The organism is Labrys sp. 22185 (genome assembly GCF_052045555.1).
GTDB lineage: Bacteria > Pseudomonadota > Alphaproteobacteria > Rhizobiales > Labraceae > Labrys > Labrys neptuniae.
Map to the genome: position 1 here is coordinate 40,111 of NZ_JBQEPH010000030.1, position 23,192 is coordinate 63,302.

Sequence of the window (23,192 nt, forward strand, 5' to 3'; positions counted from 1 at the left end):
CGCCGGGGCTACGAGGAACAGATGGGCAAGGTCAAGGCTGCTCTCGACGAATCCCGCACGCTGATGCTCGGGGCTCAGATCCTGCTCGGCTTTCAATTGCAGGCTCCTTTCCAGAACGCCTTCGAGCATCTCACCCCCGGTGAAAAGGCCATCGAGATCGTCGTGCTCTGCATCATGGTGCTGGTTCTGGGCCTGCTCGTCTGTCCCAGTGCACACCACCGCATCGTCCACCGGGGACATGCAGCTCCGAGTGTTGAAGGGACAGTCAAATGGGCTATGGCTGCGACCCTGCTGCCCTTCGCGGTGGCGCTGGGGCTGGACCTCTACATCGCCGGAAACCGCGTCGCCGGCTTCACGACCGGCGTGGTGGCGGCGGCGGCTGGAACCACCCTTGCATTGGGCTTCTGGTACGGCCTGCCGCTCCTTCACCACCGGCAACAGCGAGAACAAGCCATGCCGATCGCCAAGGAGACCCCTATCGGTACCAAGGTGGAGCACGTCCTCACGGAGGCGCGCGTGGTCCTGCCCGGTGCGCAGGCGCTGCTGGGTTTTCAGCTGGCCATCATCCTGACCGACGGCTTTGAGCATCTCCCGCCATCCGCCAAGCTCGTGCACGGCTTGGCGCTTGGCCTGGTGGCGCTCTCCACCGTCCTGCTGATCGCGCCGGCGGCCTATCACCGGCTGGGCTACCAGGGGCAGGACACCGAAGGGTTTCATGCGATGGCGAGCCGGCTCGTCCTGGCCGCGACCGTCCTTCTCGCTCTCGGCCTCTGCGCGGACATCCATGTCGTCGTGCAGAAGATCACCCTGAGCGACGGGTTCGCCAACCTGCTTGCCGGCCTCTCGGCCATGTTGCTGCTGGGGCTGTGGTATGTCCTGCCTCTCTGGCATCGCCACAGGCAGCTGGACAAGGCGCAACCAGAGGGTATCCAGGCACGCGACCAAGGCCCGCGGGTTGGACCTGGCTCTCACAACCTTCCGATGTGAATGACGCAGGTATGGAGCAGGATCTCCCGTGCGATCTGCGGCCAGTCATTGGGATGCAATTCGTGGCCACCGTCCTCGATGGCGACCATGCGGGCACCCTTCACGGCCGCCGCCATGGCGTCGGCATGCGCGATCGGAAATACCGGGTCGGCCGTGCCATGCAGGATCAAGGTGGGAACCTGGATATCGGCGGCCTTGGCCTGAACAGGTGATGGCGCCGCCACCGCCAAATGATTCCGCAGGCTGGCAAAGGATGGCGAGAGGGCCAGATCCCTGTCGATCAGCTGCCGGGCGGCATCGGCATCGTGCGGGTGGCGCCTGCCGGCAACCGCTTCGGCATCGCGGACCAGAAAATCAGCCACCTGGTTTTTGTCGTTCCAATCGAGATGGTGGAGCATGGCCATGTGCTGCCTGTAATCCTCGCGAGGCGGCGGCAACCACTCGACGCCGAGCGGCGTGGAACTGACGACGGTCAACGTCTTGACCCGATGCGGCCGGATGAGGGCCGCCAATTGCGCGATGACGCCTCCCATCGACATGCCGACCAGATGACCTGCCTGGAGGTTGTAACCGCTGAGCACGGCCATGGCGTCCTTGGCCATATCTCCAAGCGTATACTTAGCCGTTCCGGGCGCGTAGGCCGTGGACGCACCGGTATCCCGGCTGTCGTAGCGGATGACATAGCGCCCGCCAGAGGAAAGCAATTCCACGAAGTCTTCCGGCCACCAGACCATCGAGGCGAATGCACCCGCGATCAGGAGGATCGGGGGATCGTCGAGATTGCCGAAAGCCTGCGTCCGGATCCTTACGCCCTCGCCATCGATGATCCGCTCTTCCATCGCGCCAATGTCCTCGTTGGTGAGGCTCTCGTACCGAGCAATCTCCCACGCGGGAAATCGGGGACGTGGTGGCACCCGCCCGGGTGGGTCGAGCACAGGTCCTCAACCGTGGCTTCGCCGGCGCATCTACCCTATCGCGTGGCGCCGGACATCGGATCGAGATGCAGTTCGACCTTGGCCTTGTCGGTGGTCATATAGGTAACCTCATAGTAGCCGCTCTGGCTCCATTCGATCTCCGAGATATAGGCAAAGCCATCGCGGGCTTCGACCTTGGCGATGATCTGCGACAATTTCAGGCTGCCCTGTGGAGGTAGAGCGGTGCTGGTCGTCTGGGCGCTGGCCACGCCAGCGAGCAACAGAAGGCCGGCAAGGGCCCCGACTATTCTTCCCATTGCGCATCCCTCATGTTCCGAATGCGCAACAAGAACCCAACAGAAGGCTTTAGGTTCCCAAAGAGGCCATAGCCAGGATCAGGCGGCGACGCGACTCAGATCCATTCTCAGTTCGATGACAAGCCCTTCCGGACGCCACTGGCGTGAAAATCCGCCGAATTGGCTCGCGGCGAGCCGCACGAGACGGCTGCCGAACCCTTCCGCGTCCGATGGCTGCACCTCTGGCCCGCCGATCTCACGCCAGATGATCACGGCATCGCCGTCCCGCCGCCGGCATTCGATCGTCAATCGGCCTGTCGACGTCGAAAAGCAGCCATATTTGGCAGCATTCGTTGCGAACTCATGCAGGAGAAGCGCAACGGGCGTCATCACATTCTCAGCGAGCTCGATATCGAGGCCTTCAATCGTGAACCGCCTGCGCTCTCCCTGCGCCCCTTCCACATAGGGAGCCAGGATCGCTTCGATCAGCGCGTGCAGCGTCGCCGTTTTCCTGAAGCCGGTATCGGCCGTTCCGGAAGCCAGGGTCAGGGCATGTGCCCTCGATAGCGCCCCCAATCGATCGGCGACGATCGAGGCAAGCATCGCCGGCGTCTCGGCGGAAGCAACACTCAGATTGACGATGCTGGTGGCAAGGGCAAACAGGTTCTTCACCCGGTGGTTCATCTCATGCAGCAGGAGCTGCTGCTGCTCGTGGGCCCGGCGCCGCTCGGTGATGTCGCGCGCGATCTTGGAAGCCCCGATGGTCACGCCCTCGGCATCCTTGATCGGAGAGACACTCAGCGAGATATCGACAAGGCTGCCATCCTTGCGCCGGCGGATGGTCTCGTAATGGTCGATCCGTTCACCCGCCCGGATCCGCGCCAATATGGCCGGTTCCTCATTATGCCGGTCGGGTGGGATCAGCATCATTACGGATCGGCCGATCGCCTCGGCGGCAGTATAGCCGAAAAGCTGCTCGGCCCCGGCATTCCAGCTGGTAATGATCCCCTCGAGATTCTTGGAGATGATGGCATCGCCGGAAGATTCCACCAGCGCCGCGAGGCGGCGGGCAGTCTGGTCGCTGTGCTGGCGCTCGATCGCAAAGCCCAGCTGGCGGGCGACGATCAATATCGCTTCACGCTCCTCATCGGTGAAAGGACGGGGCGTGTCGTAACAGAGCACGAACTCGCCGGCCACGCCGTGGCTGACCATGATCGGAATGAAGGCGAGTGCGCCGATGCCCTCGTGCCGGATCAGGGTTGCAAGGTCGGGCGGCAGATCGGCCTGGCTGATATCACCCATATAGATCGCCGCCGGTTCCTGGTCATCCGACCGCCATGGCGAATGCCCCTCGGCGCCGGCGCGATATTGTTCGGTAAGTCGCCGCCAGGCCGCAAAGCGCAGAACACCCTTGCCATCGAAACGCAGGATCGCTGCCCGCGTGCAGCCCAGCATGTCGTGGATGACGTCCAGGGCCACGTCGTAGATCTGATCGAGAGTGCGCGCGCGATAAAGAAGATCGGTGAAGTGGAACAGCGCATTTTGCTGGCGCATCGGATGCGCGAGCGGCGCCTGTTCATCCTGCTCCGGATCCGTCACGCCGGAGACGAGCGCCGGCCTACCGCTCGGCTCCTTCTTGGTTTTCAACGCCGACACAGCCCTGATTGCTTCAAAGACCCGGACCTATTGCCTGATATCCGCTCCCAGACCAAGCGGCAGATGAAATGCGCCGCGCGCCCGAAGCATGGAGAATATCACGATCACAATAGCCAAGCCGTTCGGATAAAGACAATCCAAAACTCGGCCAGCCCGATCTTCGGCCGCTTCGGCAAAGGCCGAGACTGCGTTCATCCGTATCACAACCGAAGCGAGAGAGGACCTCTATCCGGGTCCGGCCTGTTCACGACGTGGTCTCGCCGGCATTGCTGCGGTTCCTGCCTTTGGGCGCACCGGTCTGATCCTTCGGCGTTTCGCCATGTTTGAGCTTCTCCGCCTCTTCGTTCCGTCCATTGTCGTTGGGGCGTCCCGGAGGCTCCTTCGTCCTGGTCTTTTTCTCGGGCATCGTACTCCACTCCGTTGAGGTAGGGACTTCCTGAACGGTCCGGCGACAATTCGGTTCCAATACCAGACACCAGCCTGCCAGCATCACCGCGCCGAGGCCTTGCCCTCTTCCTTCTTCCTGTTGGTAAAGCGCGCATTGCCCAGCCCCGTGCCGATGGTCAATATGCCCCAGCGCTTGACGTCGCCCATGCGAGGCACCTCCGACAGGCCCTGGACCACCGCATCATTATGCAGAACGATGTGGGTTGCCTGCCCGCCAATCTTGGGCACGAATTTGAGCAAGGCCGCCGGCAGGTTGAAATTGGCGCCTTCCCAGTTGGAACCCGGAAGATTCTGACCTCCACGCGCGATGGAACCGTCGGATCTGATGGCTCCCGGACAGCCCACGCCGATCACCGGGGTAAGCCTGATCTTGTTCTTCTCGGCGCGCGAGCGCAGGTCCTGCAGCATCTCGCCGAGACGGCCGATCGCCGCCGTTCGCGCCGGCTCGTCATCGGCATGACGCCAGATCGCGAGCTTTTCCACTTTGGCCCGGCCGAGATCGGCTTGCTTGTCCACCTGGCTCAGCACGATCCCGGCGCGGATGTTGCGTCCACCGATATCCACCGCCAGCATGCCGTCGTGATTGGCCAGCACATAGGGTGGCAGCAAATGCAGGCTGCCGATCAACCCCGCCTCGTCGGGGTGATTGGCGATCGGCACCACTTCCACCGAGACCCCCTCTCCGCTGAGCAGCGCCTGGGTTCTGGCAATCGCCAGCCGCCCTACGCGGCTTTCCCGAAAACCTCCGCCGATGACGATCCGCTCGGTGCGCCGCCAGGAGGCGGTACGCAGGAAGCGGCGGATGACCCCGGAAAGAGACCGCGCGAACTCCTCCAACGCTCCGTGTACCAACGCGGCGCTGTTCAGATCGTCGCCAGTCAGCATCTCGTCGATTTGCTTGCGCTTGATTTCCTCGGTGGCTTCCTCGCCCAGGGGATCCTCGCCGGCCTTGCGGTAGAGCAGGCGCAATTCCTCCAGCTTTTCGAGAAAGGCCCCCGTATTGGCCCTGTCGCCGACAAAGCCCTCCTTGTCGCGCAGGCCGATATTATAGCCGTCCACGCGGACGGATGGCAGCACCTCGCCGCCGTGATTGAGAAATTGCCAGCCCGCCTGCTCGTTCATCCCCGAACCCGTCGATCCCCTCCGAACCCTGCTGCTGGCGACAACCATTCGCGCCCGCGAAAGTTCCCACCACGCCCTGCTGTAAGACCCACCGGCATTTCAGACGTCCGCAAAAATGGCCCATGCCTGGTGGAACCCTCCTCGGCGGGGGTCGTTCGGTAGACGAACAGGCATCGAAACGAGCCATAAGCCGTGGAAACCGGCGCGTTGGGCCCGCGGTTCGCCTGTTTGCAACCGATCCGACAGGGAGACCGACGATGCCTCAAGCATCCTATCGCATCACGGGCAGTGCCGATGGCTGGGTCATCGAGCATGATGGCAAGCGCGGCGGCGGATATGAGCTTCCGGAAGCGGCTTTCGAAACCGCGGTCGCCGCGGCCTCCCTGGATCTCAAGGAACGCCGGGACGTCACCATATCCGTGCAATTCCCCGAAGGCCCCGAAGATACCGAAGCCCTGGCGAGCGGATCCGAACCTGCGCTTCAGCGTGCCGAATTCGACAGCCCCCTCGGCAAGGCGAAGTGACGCCGTCAGGCGCTCAAAGGCAAAAGGAGGATGTGATGAATATCAGGCAGGCCATGACGACCGAAGTTTGTGTCGCCACGCCGGACGAGACGATCCAGAAGGCGGCCCAGCTCATGCTGGGCCTCGATATCGGCATGATTCCCGTTGCTCACGAAGACCGGCTGGTGGGCATGATCACGGATCGCGATATCGCCGTGCGCGGCGTCGCCGCAGGCCGGGGCGCCGATACGCCGGTTCGAGACGTGATGACAGAGGATGTCAAATATTGCTTCGATGACGATGAGATAGAAGACGTTCTTGATAATCTGGGTGAGATCCAGGTCCGCAGACTCCCCGTCGTCAATCGCGACAAGCGTCTGGTCGGCATCGTCTCGCTGAGCGATCTCGCCCGCTCCAGAGCGCCTGACAAGGCAGGAGTCGCCCTCGGCGAAATTGCCCGGCCAGGTGGCGAGCACAGCCAGGCGACGTTCTAGATTTTCCTTCTCGCCTCCCTGCCGTCGGCTTTCCCGAGCCGGCGGCGCATCAGGAGATCCCAACACGCGCTCCGTCCAGGCAGCTGCACCACTTTCGAATTGTCTTCTTCGTCGGGGCACAGGAACCTGAGCGAATCCCTGCCGGCCCACGCGGAAGGAAAGTGCCATGACCAGAACCGAGATTCCCGCCGACGCCATCCTCCAGGGCCAAACGATCCTGGTCGCCGACGACGAAATCATCATCGCTCTCGACATCGAAGACATGCTGATATCAGCCGGAGCCCAGGTTGCCGGCCCTTGCCTGACCCTGGCCTCCGCATTGGAGACCGCCAGCCAGCAACCCATCACAGCGGCTGTTCTGGATATCAGCCTCGGCAAGGACACGAGCGAGCCTGTCGTCGACCTGCTCGCGGCGCGTAGCATTCCCATCGCCTTCTGCACGGGCAAAGTGCTTCCCGAGACCTTGCGGCAGAAGGTTCCCGACGCGCCGGTTCTGGTCAAACCCGTTCTGCATCAGATCCTGCTTGAAACCCTTGTGCGCCTGACCAAGGAGTAGCGATCCGCCCTATCGCCACCCGGACATCGCAAACCGTCCCAATTGCTGCAGGGAACATGTGCAAGTTTGCATCGTTACACAGAAGCACCGGGTGAGATGAAAGCGGAGTGATAGCCCGTTCCAGCGCGAAGATTCACCGGGACGGAAGATACAGCATCCGCATTCGAGCGAACCGGCTCAAAACGAGTGACGATCCATGCAGCAACTCCAGGGCATGCGTCTCCTGATCGTCGAGGACGAGATATTGCTCGCAGGCGATCTGGCTGACTATTTCGAAGAGAGGGGAGCGGTAATCCTCGGACCGGCGTCGACGATCGAGGCTGCGCAATGTCATGTGAGTTCAGCCAATGCAGCCATTCTCGACGTCAACATCAATGGCAAGATGGTCTTTCCGATCGCAGACCGCCTGCTCGCCCTGGGCATCCCATTCGTCTTCTTCAGCAGCTATGACGAAGACATCATTCCCACCCATCTCAGGCATGTCGACAATGTTCGCAAGTCGGGTGGCCGTCACGCTCTGCTTGAAACCCTGTTCGTGGCGCGCCGCAGGACGCAGGACGAAATCAAGGGCATTGACGGGGACCCGAGCGCTGACATCGCCGGGCTTCTCCCCGAACTCAGGCTGAGGGCCCGCCACTATCTTGACGGCAGGGCCGCTGCCGACCGACTGGTCGAGCAAACGCTGCTCGCCGCTATCGATCTGGCAGACCGCAAGCCGCCGGACCGCGATACGCTGCCATGGCTTTGCGACCTCATGGACAGGACCTTCAGGGCCGTCGGCCATCAGCTGCTCGACTGAACGGTTCGCCCGAGTTTCTTCTGCTATTTTTCCATCCGAGCCCGCCAGCCGCGAACACGGCGGAACCGGAGCGGACGACGACGCGTTGATGTTTCATGGTCAATTGCATCGGAAGAAGATATGAGCCGCAACATCGTCTTATTGCTGATTGTCGCAATCGTCGCGGTAGCCGGCATTGGTGCCTATATCTACCATGAGCAGAATAAGAATACTGTGCAGATTACCATCGGAAACCAGGGCGTAAAAATCAAAGGGCCGTCCGACTGAGCCGCGGTGCCAGGCGCCTCAGCGCTGGTCTTCCGTCTGCCCTCGATGCGGACTGCTCCCCTGGAACACCGCTTCTCCTGGAACATTGTCGTGCGAGGATGGTTAGCAAGGCCATAGCAATTCCCCGCCCCCGCCGCATGCGTGGGCGACACATGCGACAGGACCTTTGCAAGTGACTTCCCGGCACAAACCTCCTAGTCTGTCGGCAGGCGAGCGAGGAAACTGCGTCTTGATCTTCCCTGGCTCGTGCAAGTTGCCCCCGACCAACGGCGAGACGAGCAGTTCAGTGGACAGCGATCAGAAAAGCGACAAGGCCAGATCCGCAGACAAGGAAGTGGCGCGCATTCTGGCCCGAGTCGAGCGCGAACCCATTCCCCAGCGTCTGCTCGAACTTGCCTTCAAGCTCCAAAAGGCCCTGAGGGACGCCAAGAAGGCAGACTGACCAGGAAGTGCGCTCGCCCTCCTCTCCCCTTGAAACGCGGAGTGCAAGCCTCGATCACCCTGTCTATCGCTTGGCTGGAATCGTCCGACGAGCCCCCTTCATGCAATGGCCTTCCAGCGGCCAGAATGTGGTCGGATTGATATGGCAGGATAATTGGACAGCTTGTGAGCCCGGCCCAGGGAATGGGATTTGGCCCCGATGGGGTGGCAACGGCGTTATGACTTTCCCAGGTCGTCGGCAGACATCCGATTGGTCGCCTTTACGGTGGCTACAGATGGGAGTTCTTCCAATGAAGCTGTCGCCCACGCACGTCACACAAACACTGAATCAGATCAGGGCCGAACCCGTCGCCGAAAGCCATCCCGTATACAGCCAGTTCGCCCGGTTGTTCGGGGAGCATACGTTCTTTGTCGACGACGAGGGGCTCAACATTGTCGAGCCGATGGCATCGGACAAGGACAGCGCCCAGAAGATGGAAGTGGCCCGGTTGGTAAGGCTGGCCCATTGGTGCGACGAATATCATTCCAGCCTGGTGCCGCAGGTACCGCAAAAGACCGATACCGTGGTCATGCTGAGCAAGGCAGCCTGACGCCCAAGCGTCCCGGCCGCGAGCCGGCGGGATAGGCGCAGCGCGGATTTCGCAATAGGCCGGCGCAGCAGGCCGACGTCATCCGCACCGCTGTTTACACTCGCTTACTTGCGAGGCGTAGCCTTCGCATCTCCGGGAAGAGGTATGCAATGTATGGCAAAGTTTCCCTGTTATTGAGCGGCATCGCAATGGGCGCGGCAACCGCATTCGCCGTCACGCATTCCGACCTGCTCGGCCACGCCAACGCCTCCGCCAGCGATGCCTATCGCGAGCTCAATCGCTTTGGTGACGTCTATGAGCAGGTGCGCGCGAGCTATGTGACCGAGCCCGACGATGCCAAGCTCGTCGCCGGTGCCATCAGCGGCATGGTCTCCGGCCTTGATCCGCACTCGCGCTATGTCGATGCCGCCGGTTTCCAGGACATGCAGGCCCAGACTTCCGGAGCATTTTCGGGAGTTGGCCTCGAGGTCACCATGGAGGGTGATCGGCTCAAGGTCGTTTCCGCCATCGACGATACGCCCGCCGCAAAGGCTGGCCTTCTTTCCGGCGACATGATCACGGCCATCGACGGCAAGTCCACGCAGGGCATGCCCCTGCAGCAGGCCAGCCAGAAGATGCGCGGGCCGGAGAACAGCACGGTCACGCTCACGGTGCGGCGTGGGGGCGATGCACAGCCTGTGGACGTCAAGCTTGTCCGCGATACCATCAAGCTGTCTTCCGTGCGGACCAGGAAGATCGGCGGCGATATCGCCTATATCCGTATTGCCCAATTCAGTGGGAATACGTTCGACGACTTCCTCAAGGCCATGATGGAAGCCGGGGCGGACAAGGGAGGCCGGAACCTTGCCGGTTTCGTCATCGACCTGCGCAACAATCCTGGCGGCCTGCTCAGCCAGGCCGTCGAGGTGGCGGGTGCCCTGATCGGGCGGGGCGAAATCGTCTCCACGCGCGGACGTGGGCCCGACGATTCTCTGCGTTATAGCGCTACGGGAGGCGGCCTCGTTCATACCAAGCCGATCATCGTGCTCGTCAATGGAGGCTCGGCCTCCGCCGCCGAAATCGTGGCAGGCGCGTGGCAGGACCATCGCCGCGCGACGATTCTGGGCACGCGTTCCTTCGGCAAGGGATCGGTTCAGACCGTCTTTCCGCTTGGCGACAACGGCGCCCTGGTGCTGACGACTGCCCGCTACTACACGCCGTCGGGCCGATCGATCCAGGCCAAGGGCATCGATCCGGAAATCGTGGTGAAGCAGGCCATCCCAGCCAATCTGAACCAGCAGGATGCCGCCGGCGGTGAAGCCGGCCTCAAGGGACATCTCGACAGCCAAGGCGACACCGAGCAGGGCGGCTCGTCTGCCTATGTCCCTGACAACGAGAAGGACGATATGCAGCTCAATGCCGCTGTTGAATTGCTCCATGGCATTCGCAAGAACCCATCCTTTCCAGCCGGCGGAGCGGCACGCCGCTAAGCATTCGGGACAGGTGTCGATCCCACAAAATTGCCATTCGAGCGGCAAACGATCGAACCCTTTCCGTGCGATGCTTATCCGTGATGATCCCTGACCACAGAGCGGAAAGGAGACATCATGTACAAGCTCATGTCCGCAACATTCGCCACGATCGTCCTGGCTTCGGGCATTGCCACCGGCTTGGCCCAACCCGCCACCAATCCGGCGGACACACCCAATGACGGCGTTATCGAGCGTGCTCCCGGGAAAATCAGGGCCGTCACGGTCTCAACTCTCGACGAACTCTCGATTCCGCAGCGTATCGCGGCCAATCAGCAGATCGCCGAAACAGGCCCGAGCGAACTGCAACATTTGAGACAGGTCATCGCCGATACGCCCCGCCTGCAAGCCGCACTCGAAGATTATGGCTCGGCGCCGTCCTCGGTGATCGCGATGACGTTCGATGACACGGACGAGGTGACGCTGGTCATCGCCTCGTAAACCGCCTCGGCCCCTTCCCTTGGCAAGGTGCCCTCAAGATCCTGCGGCTCCCTCGGACGGCAGGATCTTGAGATTGCCCGCCTTCGACTTGCCGGTCTTGGCATCGACCACCAGCTCATAGCCCATTCTTTGGCCCTCGCGCACCGTACTGATGCCGCTGCGTTCGAGCTCCCTGATATGCACGAAAGCGTCGATACTGCCGTCATCGGGCGCGATGAAGCCATAGCCCTTGTCGTAATTGAACCATTTCAGGCTGCCGGTGATCATTTCCAATCCCTCCATGGCAGAACGCCACATCGAATTCGAACGCAAGCCGAAGGCATTCGTTCCGATTTGCACGTGGATGGACGGTCGATCGATCGGTGGACAAACGAGCGATGCCGGGGAAGCACTGCATGGAACGATCCGGGCCCAAACCAGGTTGGGAAGATGCGAAGCACGGAACGCCAGGCGTTCCAGGCTTCGTTCGACCGACGCAAGCGTTGGTCGTGGCGGCTCGGCCCCTACAGATCGACCCGAGATCCCCGGGGTCGGGCCGTTCGGCCATCGTCCATGTGGCTCGGTATCCGTGCCTGGGATCGGCCGATGAATCGAAATCTTCGATATGAGGGAGAATTCGAACGATGATCCGAAAATTGAAATCAGGAGAGTATCGCATCTATTCGCGAAAGGTGGATCCCAAGACGGGCAAAAGGCGCAATCTCGGCACGTTTCAATCGAAGGAAGCTGCCCAAAAGCACGAACGCGAGATCCAGTATTTCAAGCGGCACTGAGGGTGGACGACAGACCGGAAGCCAATCGCGCCGGCCTGATCCTCCGGCAGTGCCCGATGGCCAGATGCGCCGCCTCCTCGCTCGTTCACGCCCACTACGCTCAAATCGACCGGACCGCCGCCTGAGCAGAACCTTCGCTGCCTCGTCGGCATCGGCAGAGCAATCATCGCCCGTAACGGCGAGGGCGAACCCCTCGCTCTCCCCCCGTTGATCCTGCCGACGCCCATGGACCATGTCGGGCCTAGGCAACGGTGAGGACACCCAACAGCACCAACAGGAATACGATCAGGGCGATCCCGATCAAGACCCGGGCTCCCGTCGCGGCCGCTCCCGCAAGCGCGGGCATGCCCAACAAGCTGGCTGCGGCAGCAACGATCAACAGAATGAGGATCCAGTGAAGCATGGTAGCACCTCCTTGATGTGGCGCTATCGAACCTCGACGGCCGGCCTTTGTTCCCGCCCCCGCCACCGAGACTGCACCAATCCTGACAGCTGACTTGGGTTCAACCGATCGAATGCTGGCAGGGGCTGTGTATCCGAGTATTTCAGCTCGGAAATACTCTCCACCCCTAGTAGGGTGCTCCGATTTGCCTGCTCGTCTCGATCAGGAGCCATGCCTGACATTCTCTGGACGCGGAGACCTCGCAAATTCGAAAGCGGAACGATCCCCCGGCTGCGCAGTTTTTGCATTGTTGCAACCAGGGATAACGATCATGGCTGATTTGCTTAGAATATTTGCGGCGGCCGGCATGGCCATCTCCGTCGCAGCCTGCGCGAGCGACAATCCGGGTGATCGCGCCGCCGGCGGCGCGGTTATCGGCGGCGTCGGTGGCGCAGCTGTGGGTGCTGCCGTCTCGAACCGGCATCCCGGCCGCGGTGCGCTCATTGGCGGCGCCATCGGTGCCGTCGGAGGGGCTGCCGTAGGTGCCGCGACGACACCGCCCAGCAGCGGCCGGTCATGCGCGCGGATCGGATATGATGAGTATGGCAACCGTGTATGCACCGCCTATTACTGATGTTGCGGTCCGGAGCTGTTCCCAGCTCCGGACCGCGACGCGTGCAGCCACCGCGCGCCGTGCTCCTTCCTCCGACCGAGATTGGAAGGTCTCGATCACCAGCCATTTCCTGGGTGCGCGCCGGCAGATCGTCTGGCCTTGATGCCGATCGACAGCGCGCATTCCGGTAACGTTGAAAGATGCAACAGTCTGGGTCGCAAAGCATTGCTTCGACGATTCTTGGCATTGATCTGCAGGCGAGTTACGGCACAGGCCGGCCCGCATGAGAGCCCGCATACCTCCCCGAATGCTCAAATGCCACCGACCCTGGTCGGATTCATCATTTGGGTCTCGGGCCGGCACCAGATCTGGATCGGCCTATGCGCCATTTTGCTGTTCGTTGCGGATACGGTGCCGCTCGAGGTGCAGCGGCGCCTGGTCAACGCCGCCGTGAAGGGCGGAGATGTCTATAACGTGCTGATACTGGCGATGATGTTCGCCGCCCTGACCTTTCTGCAGGGCCTGATCAAGATCGGCCTCAATCTCTATCGCAATTGGATCGGCGAGTCGGCCGTGCGGTGGCTCCGAAACGAGATCTCACATGTTGCGCAGCGTCCCGACTCCAAACTGCCTTCGGGTAAGGCCGGCGGCGTCGAAATCGCCATGGTCGTCGCCGAAGTCGATCCGATCGGCGGCTTTGTCGGCGCGAGCCTTTCTGACCCGATCCTCCAGATCGGCATCTTGCTGTCGGTGTTCGGCTATCTCATCTATCTCCAGCCGTTGATGGCCCTCGTCGGCGTCCTCGTGTTTCTGCCGCAGTGTTTCCTGGTGCCGCTGATGCAGGGGGCGATTAACCGCCGAGTGGGGGCTCGCATCTGGGTGCTGCGCAAGATCAGCGTGATGCTGGTCGACACGCTGCAACGCGACGAGACGACCAATCATTCTCAATCGAGACGCGTCGACCAGGTATTCCGCCTGAACATGAGCATCTTCAGGCTCAAATTCGTGCTCAGCTTCACGATGAACTGGCTCAACTCTCTGGGGACGGCGGTCATCCTGGGAATTGGCGGCTATTTCGTCGTTCAGGGCCGGACGGAGATCGGAACCGTCGTCGCCTTCGTCGCCGGGCTCGCAAAGATCAACGATCCCTGGAGCGATCTGGTGAACTGGTATCGCGATTATCGGGTGATCCAGGCCCGCTATCACCTGGTTTCCAGTGCCTTGCGCAATGCCGGTACGAAGGCAGACGGTCGCGAGCGGCCAAGCTCTCTTTCGCCACCGCGGGAGTGATGGCCGCGCATCCGAATGATGGGACCGGCCTTCCTGGCCAACGGGCCATTCGACGGCCCGCGCCGGAACCATCGCCCTCCCCTCGTGTTTCTCGCAAGGAGGTAGGAGATGACATCTTCAATGTTCACCCAGCCGATCAATATCGACGGCATCACCATCGGCGACGCAAACGAGGCCGCGGATTATCTGCTCAACAACTGGCCCGCCGACAGCGGCGAGCGGTATGACTTCGCCAAGCGCGTCTGTCTCGAGGCGATCGAAGGCAAGCGTGATCCCGAAGACGCCAGGGCCGCTTTCCTGCTCGCCGCGGAGGAAGCCGGGGTGATCCTCACATGATCACTCCCTGCCATCGGAACGAAATGTCCCCACCGCAGTTCGATTAACCGGAGGGTTGACATGTATAACCGCGCTTGGCTGCGCCCGGTCGAGCTCCAGACCTATATCGGTGATTACCGCATAGTTGGCTCGACGGACGAAGCCGTCATCTTTCTGCTCAAGCACTGGCCCATCGATTCCGATGGCGAACCGGCTGCAGGGCGTCAGGGATTCCTGGAGGCCCTTGAAGGAGCGGAGGCCGGAGATGCCCGGGCCGTGTTCATCGAGGCCTGCCTGCAACTCGAAATGCATGTGATCGGATGATCGGAGAGGAAAAGCCCGAGGCCATGGCTGCAGGAACCGGCATGCACCGACAACGTTTGAGTTTAGGAGGTGTGCCATGGCCATGAAAATCTGGAGCAGCCCCGTGAAATTCGAGATCGGCGCAGGTCAGTTCCGAGTGGTTGCCTCATGCGAGGAAGCCTCTGACTTCCTGCTGAATCATTGGCCAACCGAAGGCGGAGACAAACATCTGCTTGCCAGACGCGCGTGTCTCGATGCCTTGGCCGGATCGCTCCCCGCCGATCACGCCCGCAGGGCCTTTATCGAAGCCTGTGAAGAATCCGGCATGCATGTCACGCAATGAGGGAGAGTACGATGCCCGATCCGAAAGAACCGAAGCCCGCGACTCCAGCGCCGACGGAAAGCCCTCCGCCCATGCCGGAGCCAAACCCGAAACCCCCGAATGAAGTGCCCATCGTGCCGCCGCCGCCGGGAAACACGCCGATCGCGCCGGATGTGCCCAACCCGCCGGAGATGCCCCCTTTGGTCGATCCCAACCAGATATGACCGAAAGCGCCCCTGACGATGCCTTCCAAATAAGCTCGGACATCATTTGCTTTCATGCTACGCTGCGGGCGTAGCATGACGCTTCGCTTTTGAAGGGAAGACAACGGCAAGCCGAGCCGACATCCTTCCCGAAAAGCTCACCACGGTTGGCGTGGAGCGCTGGCGGAAGGCCAGCATGCCGTAACCTCATACGATATGTCGGAGCCTTCGGCCCGTTTCCGGCCTGATGGACGAGAGGAACACTATGGATACCCTGCCCTGGAGTCGACCGGTCCGATTTGAGACCGATGTCGGGCGATACCGCATTCTCGTCTCGACGGAAGAAGCATCGCATTTTCTGCTCAATGACTGGCCCCAAGTCACTGGACCGCGGCTTATCGACGCTCGCCGTATCTGCCTCGACGTCATGGCGGGCGCGGACGAACCCGACAATGCCAGAACCGCGTTCGTCGCGGCCTGCAAGGAAGCCGATATACGCGTGATGCCGTGAAGGAGGTTCGGATGGCCGCTTCGAAGCATCGGAAACCACTGGACGGTCCGTTCCGCGGAACCAGGAAGAAGGGGCCTGGCGTCGAAGAGATTTCACCGGACGAAACACCGATCATACGGCCAAAGGTCGACTATCCTGCCCAGGCGGACGATAAACCTGTCCTGGAGCCCTATCCGCAGCCCGCCAAGAGAAGGAAAGGCGGAACTGATCGGATGCATGTACTCTGACGGCGCTCCGACGCTGGTACCCGGCCATCCCGCTCGCCGTCATTCCAAAGACGACGAATGGCTTCTGCCCACCGCCCGCCATCGAGGGTAGCGGGCCAGAGAAGGCTTTGCGCATTTTTCGCAAGAGGGGAACACCCGGATGGAAGCACCGGTCTGAGCGGCTCGGCCGCCGAGGTCGGTGTGATCGGCATTGGCCGAGCCGCCTCGGCTGATCTCACCATCAGCCGAACGATACGCCGAATGCTTTCGCATCGATCGTCTCGCACCTTCCAAACAGGTATCTCGATTCTTTGTTCCCTACTCGTGCAACGGCCCGGCTCTCGGACCTGGGGGAAAGGTCGGCAACGAGGAACCGGACCGCCGGACTCTACACTGCGAGGCCGGTCATTGGGCGACAAAAGGCATCCACGACCTCACCCTTTCCGAACCATGAGGGACCATGGCTGTTCCCGCTAAAATGCGTGAAACACACGGCTCGGCGAAACTTTCTCTGGGAGGAACGCTGGCCAGGCCGCCTCGTCGGCAACACCCCATTGCCAAGCAGCACGACTGGCTCCGGAGCCGATGGCCTCAGCCTAGCGGCATTGTCGATCGAACCGCCCAGGCTCCCTTATAGTCGAGACTGCCATGCTCATCCAACGTCGCCGCGACAGGGGTCAGCACCAGCTGCGCACCAGCCGCGGCAACCGCCACTTCTTCTGCGGTATGAGCGAGAATACGGCCGATCAGGGGTTCTCCCACCCCTGGCACCAGCGTTATCGGAGCACCTTCGTAAAAGTCAGGCTGGCTATGGCCAGGGGCGGGGGAGAATGTGACGATGCTCCCCACCGCAAGAGGCTCGGGAATGTCGGAAACCATGGGTGCTCTTCCTTCAGGTGCCGCGAAAGTCTTCAAGCGATATCGCTGCGGGTAGTATGGCTGCTGCTGCATTGCGCTCAGGCCGAGCCCTCAAATTCGGGTCGCGTCATCAACGCGTCGAAGTGTTCGACTTCGAAGATCTGAGGTGTCTTGCCGGGATCCCGAACAGCCGAAAAATCCGTGAACTGGTCTGGGTGGGCCCTGGCCTGCCGATACCGCATCACGGCTTCCTTCAAGCTGATGTCATGGCCTTCGAAACTGACGATTTCTTCGGGATCGTAATCAAACATCGAGGTCATTGTGCTGCCCTCCCCAGCATCGAACCCGCGAACGGTACGAAAGATCCCGTTGCGACGTTCATCTGCAGCAATGCCACGCGAAACTTTCAGCCTCGCCGCTGGTTCCAGGAAACGACGCGATCGGGAAAGTTCCATGCCAGAAGCCGATTGCCCGCCGCCGCGGGCGACCTATCGTTTGCAGCTGAACGCCCGCTTCAATTTTGCGGCGGTCGAAGCCATAGCCGCCTATCTCGCCCAATTGGGAGTGAGCCACGTCTATGCCTCCCCGTTCCTGAAAGCGAGGCCGGGCAGCAGCCATGGCTACGACATCGTCGATCACTCGGCCCTCAATCCCGACCTCGGCACCAAGGAAGATTTCGATCTGATGATGCAGGCCCTACGCGCCAACGACCTGGGCCTGATCCTCGATTTCGTCCCCAACCATATGGGCGTGAACGGTGCCGACAATCCCTATTGGCTCGACGTGCTCGAATGGGGCCAGGAGTCGGCCTATGCCGGCTGGTTCGACATCGACTGGCAGCCCGAACCTTCGCATCTCAGGGGCAAGGTCCTGGTCCCCGTTCTCGGCGACCAGTACGGCGCAGTGCTTGCCGGTGGTGGTCTCGAGCTATGTTTCGATGCCAGGGCCGGGGAGATCGCCATCTGGGCTCACGGCGCCCACAAGCTCCCCATCCATCCCGGACATTATGGCCGTGTCCTTGGGATCGACCATGCCGCGCTCGAAAAACTGAGCGATGCCTTCTCCCACCTCGAAGGGTTCCACCCGCATGAACAGCGCAGGGCCGGACAACTCAAGGCCGATCTCGCCGCTTTGGTCGCAGCAGAACCGACGGTGGCGGAGGCCGTCGCGGAGCGTCTGGGGCGTTTCGCCGGCATGGCCGGAAAGCTGGAGAGCTGGAAACGGCTCGACCGGCTGATCGCCGACCAGCATTGGCGCGTGGCCCATTTCCGTGTGGCCGCCGACGATATCAACTACCGCCGCTTCTTCAATATCAGCGATCTTGCCGGCTTGCGCATCGAACATGAGGAGTTGTTCGACCACGCCCATCGCTTTGTCTTCGAGTTGATCGCCGAGGGCGTGCTGGACGGGTTGCGCATCGACCATATCGATGGCCTGCTGGATCCCAAGACATACTGCCGGCGCTTGCGCGAGAAAGCGCCGCGGCCAATCTACCTGGTCGTCGAGAAGATCCTCGGAGAAAACGAGGAACTGCGGGAGGATTGGCATGCCGACGGCACGACCGGCTACGAATTCGCCAACCTCCTTACCAATCTGCTGATCGACCCGAGCGGCCAGGCGCAGCTTGATGAGCTTTATCGCCGCTTCACCGGTGAGCGGCACAGCTTCAAGGCCATCAGCCGCGAGGGCAAGCTGGCCATCATGGCAGACGAAATGGCCGGCGAACTCGACGGGCTGGCTCGCGAGGCTGCCCGCATTGCGCGTTCCAATCCGCGCACTGCCGATTTCACCCGCAATGTCCTGCAGCGTGCACTCAGGGAAATCGTCGCCGGGTTTCGTGTCTATCGGACCTATGTCGATGCGGAGGGTGCCAGCGCTGCCGACCTTCAGGAACTCGAAAGTGCCTTCACCCAGGCGCGGCGCTCGGGGCGTGGCATAGACCATTCGGTGTTCGACTTCCTGTTCTCACTGCTCGGCGGCGAGGCCGTTGCAAAGCCCGGCAGCGGTTTCAGCCGGCAGGACGTCATGCGTTTTGCCATGCGGTTCCAGCAATATACCGGGCCGATCATGGCCAAGGGGGTCGAGGATACCGCCTTCTACCGCTACAACCGCTTCATTGCCGCCAATGAGGTTGGCGGCCACCCCGGCCATCTCGGCGCCAGCGTCGAGGCTTTCCATACCGCCAATCTCGCCCGCCATGCGGGCGCCATGCTCGCGACGTCGACGCATGACACCAAACGTGGCGAGGACTGCCGGGCACGCCTTGCCGTTCTCAGCGAGATCCCGGTGGATTTTACCGAAGCCACCGCCCGCTGGCGGTCCATGCTCGACGGAAACGAGACCAGGCCTGATGGCAACGACATCTTCCTGCTCTTTCAGTTGCTCGTGGGTGCCTGGCCCGTGGACCTCGTCTCCACCGATATCGGGGCGTTGGAGCGGTTCCAGGAGCGCCTGCAGCTGGCCATGCTCAAATCGGCGCGCGAGGCCAAGGTTCACACCAACTGGGCAGCGCCCGACGAGATTTATGAAAAGTCCCTGCACGACTATGTTGCGGCCGCTTTCGCGAACCAGGATTTTCTTGCCGATTTCATCGGCTTCGAAAAACGCGTCATCGAACTCGGTGCTGCCAATAGTCTCACGCAGACCGTGTTGAAGTTCACCGTGCCCGGCGTTCCCGATATCTATCAGGGGGCCGAGGCCTACGATTTCAGCCTGGTCGATCCGGACAATCGCCGCCCGGTCGACTGGGCCTGGCGCCGAGAGAGCCTGGGAAACATTCGGCCGGTCGCGCGAGACAACCTTCTCGATGGAAGCGCCAAATTGGCCACCATCGCCAAGCTGCTCGAGTTGCGCCGCCGGCATGAAGCCTTGTTTGCCGCAGGAGACTATCGGCCCATCGAGATGGCAGGCGATCGCGTCATCGCCTTCTCGCGACAGCATGGCGACTGCGCCCTCGTCGTCGTGGCCGCGCGGTTCCCCGGTCGTGGCGCCATCGACGGCTTTCTGCCCCTCGCCCACCATTGCCCCGTCTATGGCGATCTCCTCTCTGGACGCCAGATCACCTCCGGCAAGGAAGGCATCGATCTTGCTATGCTGCTGGCAGAGCTGCCCGCCGCCGTGCTGGTGCCGCAGACACCGCCGGCAATCCGGCACTCGCAGCCATGATCATGCCGCCAGGCCGCTACGAACCACGCTTCGGCCCCGTCCTGCGCGACGGCAAGGTTCTGTTTCGCCTTTGGGCACCCAGGCAATGCCGGGTCGGCCTGCAATTGGGACAGACGACATATCCGATGCAAAACCATGGCGGCTGGCATTGCCTGCCGGTGGCCGCCGACTTTGGTGCCCGATATCGCTTCGTGTTGGAAGACGGCATGACCGTGCCGGATCCGGCCAGCCGCTTCCAGCCCGAGGACGTCCATGGTCCGAGCGAGCTGGTCAACCCGGCGGCCTATCGCTGGCGCAATACGGACTGGCAGGGACGCACCTGGCACGAAACGGTGCTTTACGAGCTTCATATCGGTACTTTCACGCCGGAAGGGACTTTCGCCAGCGCGGCGCAACGGCTCGACTATCTCAAGGAACTGGGGGTGACCACCATCCAGCTCATGCCGGTGGCCGATTTTCCGGGGAAGCGCAACTGGGGCTATGATGGCGTCCTTCCCTTCGCGCCGGACGCAGCCTATGGGCGGCCGGAGCAACTGAAAGCCTTCATCGACGAAGCACATGGCCTCGGCCTCTCGGTGCTGCTCGACGTCGTCTACAATCACTACGGAGCCGAGGGGAACTATCTGCCGCTCTATGCTCCCGTCTTCACCGAACGCCACCAGACCCCTTGGGGCCCTGCCGTCAACTATGACGACGAAGGGTCTGCCGAGATCCGGGCCTTCACCATCGAAAACGTGCTCTATTGGCTGGAAGAGTTCCGCCTCGACGGATTGCGTTTCGATGCTGTGCACGAGATACGCGATGCCGGGGACCGTCATCTCCTTGCCGAGATCCGCGCCGCGGTCGGCACCCTCATCGGCAATCGTCCTGTCCATCTCGTGCTGGAGAATGAGGAAAACAGCGCCGAATGGCTCGCCCGGCAATCGGAAGGAACACCGGCCTTCACCGCACAATGGAATGATGACGTCCATCACGCACTGCATGTGGCCGTGACCGGCGAAAATGCAGGCTATTACGGGGACTATGCCCATCGGCCTGAATTGCTCGGCCGCGCCTTGGCACAGGGCTTTGCCTTCCAAGGCGAAACGATGGCCTATCGCGGCAGTCGTCGCGGGCAACCCTCGGCCCATCTGCCGCCGGATGCGTTCGTCGCCTTCCTGCAGAATCACGACCAGATCGGCAATCGCGCCTTTGGCGACCGCATCCACCACCATTATCCGCTCCGAGCCGTGAAGGCCGCCGCGGCGGCCTATCTCCTGGCACCGCAGATCCCCATGCTGTTTCAAGGCGAGGAGTGGGCCGCCTCTACGCCTTTCACGTTCTTCTGCGACGTCGAGGGTGAACTGGCCAATGCGGTGCGCGAGGGGCGGCGCAACGAGTTTTCGCGCTTTCCCGACTATGCCGATCCGCAAGCGCGCGAAGCCATTCCCGATCCCGTCAGCGAACAGACCTTTCGCTCAGCCAAATTGCTGTGGCCGGAACGGGAGAGGCCCCTGCATGCGGACATGCTGAATTGGTACCGGCACATCCTATCGGTTCGAGCCACGAAGATCGTACCGCTCATACCGACCTTCCTGCAGGCCGGTATGTACACAGTCGACGAGAACGGGGTCGTCTGCGTCGATTGGCGCAGCACCAGCGAAACGGTGCTCCGCCTCGTTCTCAATCTCAGCGACACGCCGAAGCCGATGGAGACGGCCATCCAGGGCCAGCCCATCTGGACAGAAGGTCAATGGGAGGGCGCAACGCTCGGCGCCTGGACCGCAATTTGGACGCTTGAAACACCGGAGAGGCCGCCGGCGTAATGTGTCTCGACGACGCCGGCAGCCCCACCAGCGTAGCCAGGAGGCAATTTCTCCCGCATCGTCCCGATCTCATGTAGAATGCGTGTCTCAGACATAGCGAGGCTGCGTCCCGAGGGCTTGAATCGGCGCTCATATGCCAGGACGGCACTGCTTAGATGGCAAAGCTATCCCCTGCCCAAATCCGTGCATTGACCGCGCTCGAGGCGGGCGTCGAAGTCAGGATGACGCCCGGTGGCGTGCCGATCGGGCACATGCCCGACGGCGTTCGATCACATCGGACCTTTTGGCGTCTGCGTATCCTGGGCTTCGTTGCCATCAAGCCCCGGCCATCGGCCAATTACTGGGAAATTACAGAGGCTGGCAGAACCGCGCTGCAGGCGGAGAAGTAGCGCAACAGGCAGGCCCGATCGGCCCCCTAGATCGCCTTCGACCGTCGACGCCGGCCATTTTCGGGCATGACCAATAACGGAACCAAAGCCTAAAAATCTGCTCCAGAAGGCAGCAGGACTTTTGGGGGATGCAGCAGGCATCCCCGAGCCAGGGCGACGGCCGATGAGACGGACGTGAGGAACTATCGCGCCGCTCATCGGTTGAGTCCTTGTCGACTTTATACAGCCCAACTCGCCCGCTGCCTGACAGGCAGGCGGGCTGTTCTTTTCCAAGAGGAGAAGGCGTAGAGGGCGCTCGCGAACGCGAGAAGCGACACGCAGTGGGCATCATGCCCACGGTCCTAGTACAGGGCCTGCTAACCCCAAAGGAGCAGGACCGGTGAAACCGATTTTCTGTATTTTCGAACGCAGCTTCGACCGCCATCCGATCGAGGTGAACGTGAATCTCATCCTCTATCTGGAGGGCAATGACGACGGCACGACGACCATGTATTTCAGGAGAGACGAATTCGTGGTCGTCAGGGGCACCCTCGCGGACACCCGCAGGCATATCGAAACCTGCACGTCGATGACCCCGCCGGCGGACGTCGCAGCCTGAAAACAAGGAGCAATTGCCGCCGGCAGGAAACCCGCATTGCTCCCTTCCCCTGCTTGCCCGCTCGCTGCCCCCATGCGCGGCGGGCTTTTTTTTAACCATGGGATTTCAGGCGGTCTTGATCCCGAAAACGCCATTGCTAGATTTCCGCACTGGAAGAGCCATCATTGCGCTCGCGTTTGTGTGGGATGGTAGGAATGGACGAAGCGCAGGAGACGACGGGTCGTTCTGAAGGGACAGAGACCAAAATCCCGATATTCTGCACATTCGAACGAAGTTTCGACCGACATCCGATCGAAGTGAACGTGACTCGCATCTGCTATATCGAGGGCAATGAGCCCGACAGCTCGACCCTGTATTTCGACAGGGAGCACTTCGTGGTCGTTCATGGCAAGGCCGAGCAGATCCGGGCACGGATCGAAACCCGGGTTTGGCAGTCGC

At 61.7% G+C, this 23,192-nt stretch carries 30 protein-coding genes; 20 read left to right on the forward strand and 10 right to left on the reverse strand.

Features of this window, described 5'->3' with window-relative positions; all coding sequences use genetic code 11:
* Window positions 1-21 precede the first annotated feature (21 nt).
* Complete coding sequence (locus ACTJKX_RS31700; protein WP_440727704.1) at window positions 22-987, forward strand: DUF6328 family protein; 966 nt, start codon at window positions 22-24, stop codon at window positions 985-987.
* Here ACTJKX_RS31700 and ACTJKX_RS31705 read toward each other — a convergent pair.
* The 5 genes from ACTJKX_RS31705 to ACTJKX_RS31725 all read right to left on the reverse strand — a co-directional run bounded on the left by ACTJKX_RS31705 (window position 969) and on the right by ACTJKX_RS31725 (window position 5,422).
* Window positions 969-1,826: an alpha/beta fold hydrolase gene (locus ACTJKX_RS31705; protein ID WP_440727705.1), complete on the reverse strand. Its 858-nt coding sequence runs from the start codon at window positions 1,824-1,826 to the stop codon at window positions 969-971. The two genes, ACTJKX_RS31700 and ACTJKX_RS31705, sit on opposite strands and share 19 nt — an antisense overlap.
* Before the next feature lie 131 nt (window positions 1,827-1,957).
* Window positions 1,958-2,218, reverse strand: coding sequence for a PepSY domain-containing protein (locus tag ACTJKX_RS31710; protein WP_068290161.1), 261 nt, complete (start codon window positions 2,216-2,218; stop codon window positions 1,958-1,960).
* A gap of 78 nt (window positions 2,219-2,296) precedes the next feature.
* Window positions 2,297-3,844 carry a PAS domain S-box protein gene (locus ACTJKX_RS31715; protein ID WP_440727706.1) on the reverse strand — a complete coding sequence of 516 codons (1,548 nt, stop codon included), beginning with the start codon at window positions 3,842-3,844 and terminating at the stop codon, window positions 2,297-2,299.
* A 253-nt stretch (window positions 3,845-4,097) separates the two neighbouring features.
* On the reverse strand, window positions 4,098-4,259 hold the full coding sequence (locus ACTJKX_RS31720) for a hypothetical protein (RefSeq protein WP_394315024.1): 162 nt from the start codon (window positions 4,257-4,259) through the stop codon (window positions 4,098-4,100).
* An 83-nt stretch (window positions 4,260-4,342) separates the two neighbouring features.
* Entirely contained in the window at window positions 4,343-5,422 is a 1,080-nt protein-coding gene (locus tag ACTJKX_RS31725; RefSeq protein WP_311939526.1) for an ROK family protein, read from the reverse strand.
* 257 nt (window positions 5,423-5,679) lie between these two features.
* On the opposite strand from ACTJKX_RS31725, the gene ACTJKX_RS31730 reads away from it, so the two are divergent.
* The 9 genes from ACTJKX_RS31730 (at window position 5,680) to ACTJKX_RS31770 (ending at window position 11,021) form a co-directional block, all read left to right on the forward strand.
* Complete coding sequence (locus ACTJKX_RS31730; RefSeq protein ID WP_440727707.1) at window positions 5,680-5,946, forward strand: hypothetical protein; 267 nt, start codon at window positions 5,680-5,682, stop codon at window positions 5,944-5,946.
* Between the two features lie 35 nt (window positions 5,947-5,981).
* Entirely contained in the window at window positions 5,982-6,419 is a 438-nt protein-coding gene (locus tag ACTJKX_RS31735) for a CBS domain-containing protein (RefSeq protein WP_394315022.1), read from the forward strand.
* A gap of 166 nt (window positions 6,420-6,585) precedes the next feature.
* On the forward strand, window positions 6,586-6,975 hold the full coding sequence (locus ACTJKX_RS31740) for a response regulator (protein ID WP_440727708.1): 390 nt from the start codon (window positions 6,586-6,588) through the stop codon (window positions 6,973-6,975).
* Window positions 6,976-7,171: 196 nt separating this feature from the next.
* Window positions 7,172-7,774, forward strand: coding sequence for a response regulator (locus tag ACTJKX_RS31745; RefSeq protein WP_394315020.1), 603 nt, complete (start codon window positions 7,172-7,174; stop codon window positions 7,772-7,774).
* A gap of 120 nt (window positions 7,775-7,894) precedes the next feature.
* Complete coding sequence (locus tag ACTJKX_RS31750) at window positions 7,895-8,041, forward strand: hypothetical protein (protein ID WP_311939540.1); 147 nt, start codon at window positions 7,895-7,897, stop codon at window positions 8,039-8,041.
* Window positions 8,042-8,327: 286 nt separating this feature from the next.
* Entirely contained in the window at window positions 8,328-8,483 is a 156-nt protein-coding gene (locus ACTJKX_RS31755; protein ID WP_440727709.1) for a hypothetical protein, read from the forward strand.
* A 289-nt stretch (window positions 8,484-8,772) separates the two neighbouring features.
* Window positions 8,773-9,072: a hypothetical protein gene (locus tag ACTJKX_RS31760; protein ID WP_440727710.1), complete on the forward strand. Its 300-nt coding sequence runs from the start codon at window positions 8,773-8,775 to the stop codon at window positions 9,070-9,072.
* A gap of 149 nt (window positions 9,073-9,221) precedes the next feature.
* On the forward strand, window positions 9,222-10,541 hold the full coding sequence (locus ACTJKX_RS31765) for a S41 family peptidase (RefSeq protein ID WP_440727711.1): 1,320 nt from the start codon (window positions 9,222-9,224) through the stop codon (window positions 10,539-10,541).
* Between the two features lie 117 nt (window positions 10,542-10,658).
* Window positions 10,659-11,021, forward strand: a complete 363-nt coding sequence (locus tag ACTJKX_RS31770) for a hypothetical protein (protein ID WP_311939550.1) — start codon at window positions 10,659-10,661, stop codon at window positions 11,019-11,021.
* A gap of 33 nt (window positions 11,022-11,054) precedes the next feature.
* On the opposite strand, the gene ACTJKX_RS31775 is transcribed toward ACTJKX_RS31770, so the two are convergent.
* Together ACTJKX_RS31775 and ACTJKX_RS31780 are read right to left on the reverse strand one after the other, a co-directional pair.
* Entirely contained in the window at window positions 11,055-11,288 is a 234-nt protein-coding gene (locus ACTJKX_RS31775; protein WP_311939552.1) for a cold-shock protein, read from the reverse strand.
* 747 nt (window positions 11,289-12,035) lie between these two features.
* The gene (locus tag ACTJKX_RS31780) at window positions 12,036-12,197 is read right to left on the reverse strand and encodes a DUF1328 domain-containing protein (protein ID WP_311939554.1); all 162 of its coding nucleotides are present in this window, start codon (window positions 12,195-12,197) and stop codon (window positions 12,036-12,038) included.
* A gap of 310 nt (window positions 12,198-12,507) precedes the next feature.
* On the opposite strand from ACTJKX_RS31780, the gene ACTJKX_RS31785 reads away from it, so the two are divergent.
* The 5 genes from ACTJKX_RS31785 to ACTJKX_RS31805 all read left to right on the forward strand — a co-directional run bounded on the left by ACTJKX_RS31785 (window position 12,508) and on the right by ACTJKX_RS31805 (window position 15,040).
* Window positions 12,508-12,810 carry a YMGG-like glycine zipper-containing protein gene (locus ACTJKX_RS31785; RefSeq protein WP_311939556.1) on the forward strand — a complete coding sequence of 101 codons (303 nt, stop codon included), beginning with the start codon at window positions 12,508-12,510 and terminating at the stop codon, window positions 12,808-12,810.
* A gap of 141 nt (window positions 12,811-12,951) precedes the next feature.
* Entirely contained in the window at window positions 12,952-14,079 is a 1,128-nt protein-coding gene (locus ACTJKX_RS31790; RefSeq protein ID WP_440727717.1) for an ABC transporter transmembrane domain-containing protein, read from the forward strand.
* 108 nt (window positions 14,080-14,187) lie between these two features.
* Window positions 14,188-14,415 carry a DUF982 domain-containing protein gene (locus ACTJKX_RS31795; RefSeq protein ID WP_311939560.1) on the forward strand — a complete coding sequence of 76 codons (228 nt, stop codon included), beginning with the start codon at window positions 14,188-14,190 and terminating at the stop codon, window positions 14,413-14,415.
* A 60-nt stretch (window positions 14,416-14,475) separates the two neighbouring features.
* Window positions 14,476-14,718 (forward strand): DUF982 domain-containing protein, encoded by a 243-nt coding sequence (locus ACTJKX_RS31800; RefSeq protein WP_311939562.1) that lies wholly within the window; start codon window positions 14,476-14,478, stop codon window positions 14,716-14,718.
* 76 nt (window positions 14,719-14,794) lie between these two features.
* The gene (locus ACTJKX_RS31805) at window positions 14,795-15,040 is read left to right on the forward strand and encodes a DUF982 domain-containing protein (RefSeq protein ID WP_311939564.1); all 246 of its coding nucleotides are present in this window, start codon (window positions 14,795-14,797) and stop codon (window positions 15,038-15,040) included.
* On the opposite strand, the gene ACTJKX_RS31810 is transcribed toward ACTJKX_RS31805, so the two are convergent.
* Entirely contained in the window at window positions 15,030-15,299 is a 270-nt protein-coding gene (locus ACTJKX_RS31810; RefSeq protein ID WP_394315016.1) for a hypothetical protein, read from the reverse strand. The genes ACTJKX_RS31805 and ACTJKX_RS31810 overlap by 11 nt on opposite strands.
* A 188-nt stretch (window positions 15,300-15,487) precedes the next feature.
* Here ACTJKX_RS31810 and ACTJKX_RS31815 point away from each other — a divergent pair, with 188 nt between their 5' ends.
* Entirely contained in the window at window positions 15,488-15,733 is a 246-nt protein-coding gene (locus ACTJKX_RS31815) for a DUF982 domain-containing protein (RefSeq protein ID WP_394315015.1), read from the forward strand.
* A gap of 797 nt (window positions 15,734-16,530) precedes the next feature.
* On the opposite strand, the gene ACTJKX_RS31820 is transcribed toward ACTJKX_RS31815, so the two are convergent.
* Both ACTJKX_RS31820 and ACTJKX_RS31825 read right to left on the reverse strand, forming a co-directional pair.
* Complete coding sequence (locus ACTJKX_RS31820; RefSeq protein WP_440727712.1) at window positions 16,531-16,818, reverse strand: hypothetical protein; 288 nt, start codon at window positions 16,816-16,818, stop codon at window positions 16,531-16,533.
* Window positions 16,819-16,895: 77 nt separating this feature from the next.
* Window positions 16,896-17,252, reverse strand: coding sequence for a hypothetical protein (locus tag ACTJKX_RS31825; RefSeq protein ID WP_440727713.1), 357 nt, complete (start codon window positions 17,250-17,252; stop codon window positions 16,896-16,898).
* Here ACTJKX_RS31825 and treY point away from each other — a divergent pair.
* From treY to ACTJKX_RS31845, 4 genes are all read left to right on the forward strand, one after another.
* Entirely contained in the window at window positions 17,251-19,962 is a 2,712-nt protein-coding gene (treY, locus tag ACTJKX_RS31830) for a malto-oligosyltrehalose synthase (RefSeq protein ID WP_440727714.1), read from the forward strand. The two genes, ACTJKX_RS31825 and treY, sit on opposite strands and share 2 nt — an antisense overlap.
* Window positions 19,959-21,767: a malto-oligosyltrehalose trehalohydrolase gene (treZ, locus tag ACTJKX_RS31835; RefSeq protein WP_440727715.1), complete on the forward strand. Its 1,809-nt coding sequence runs from the start codon at window positions 19,959-19,961 to the stop codon at window positions 21,765-21,767. The genes treY and treZ overlap by 4 nt, the downstream gene beginning before the upstream one ends.
* Before the next feature lie 768 nt (window positions 21,768-22,535).
* Entirely contained in the window at window positions 22,536-22,754 is a 219-nt protein-coding gene (locus ACTJKX_RS31840) for a hypothetical protein (RefSeq protein WP_311939580.1), read from the forward strand.
* A gap of 194 nt (window positions 22,755-22,948) precedes the next feature.
* The coding region (locus tag ACTJKX_RS31845) for a hypothetical protein (protein WP_440727716.1) at window positions 22,949-23,192 on the forward strand (244 nt) is incomplete at its 3' end.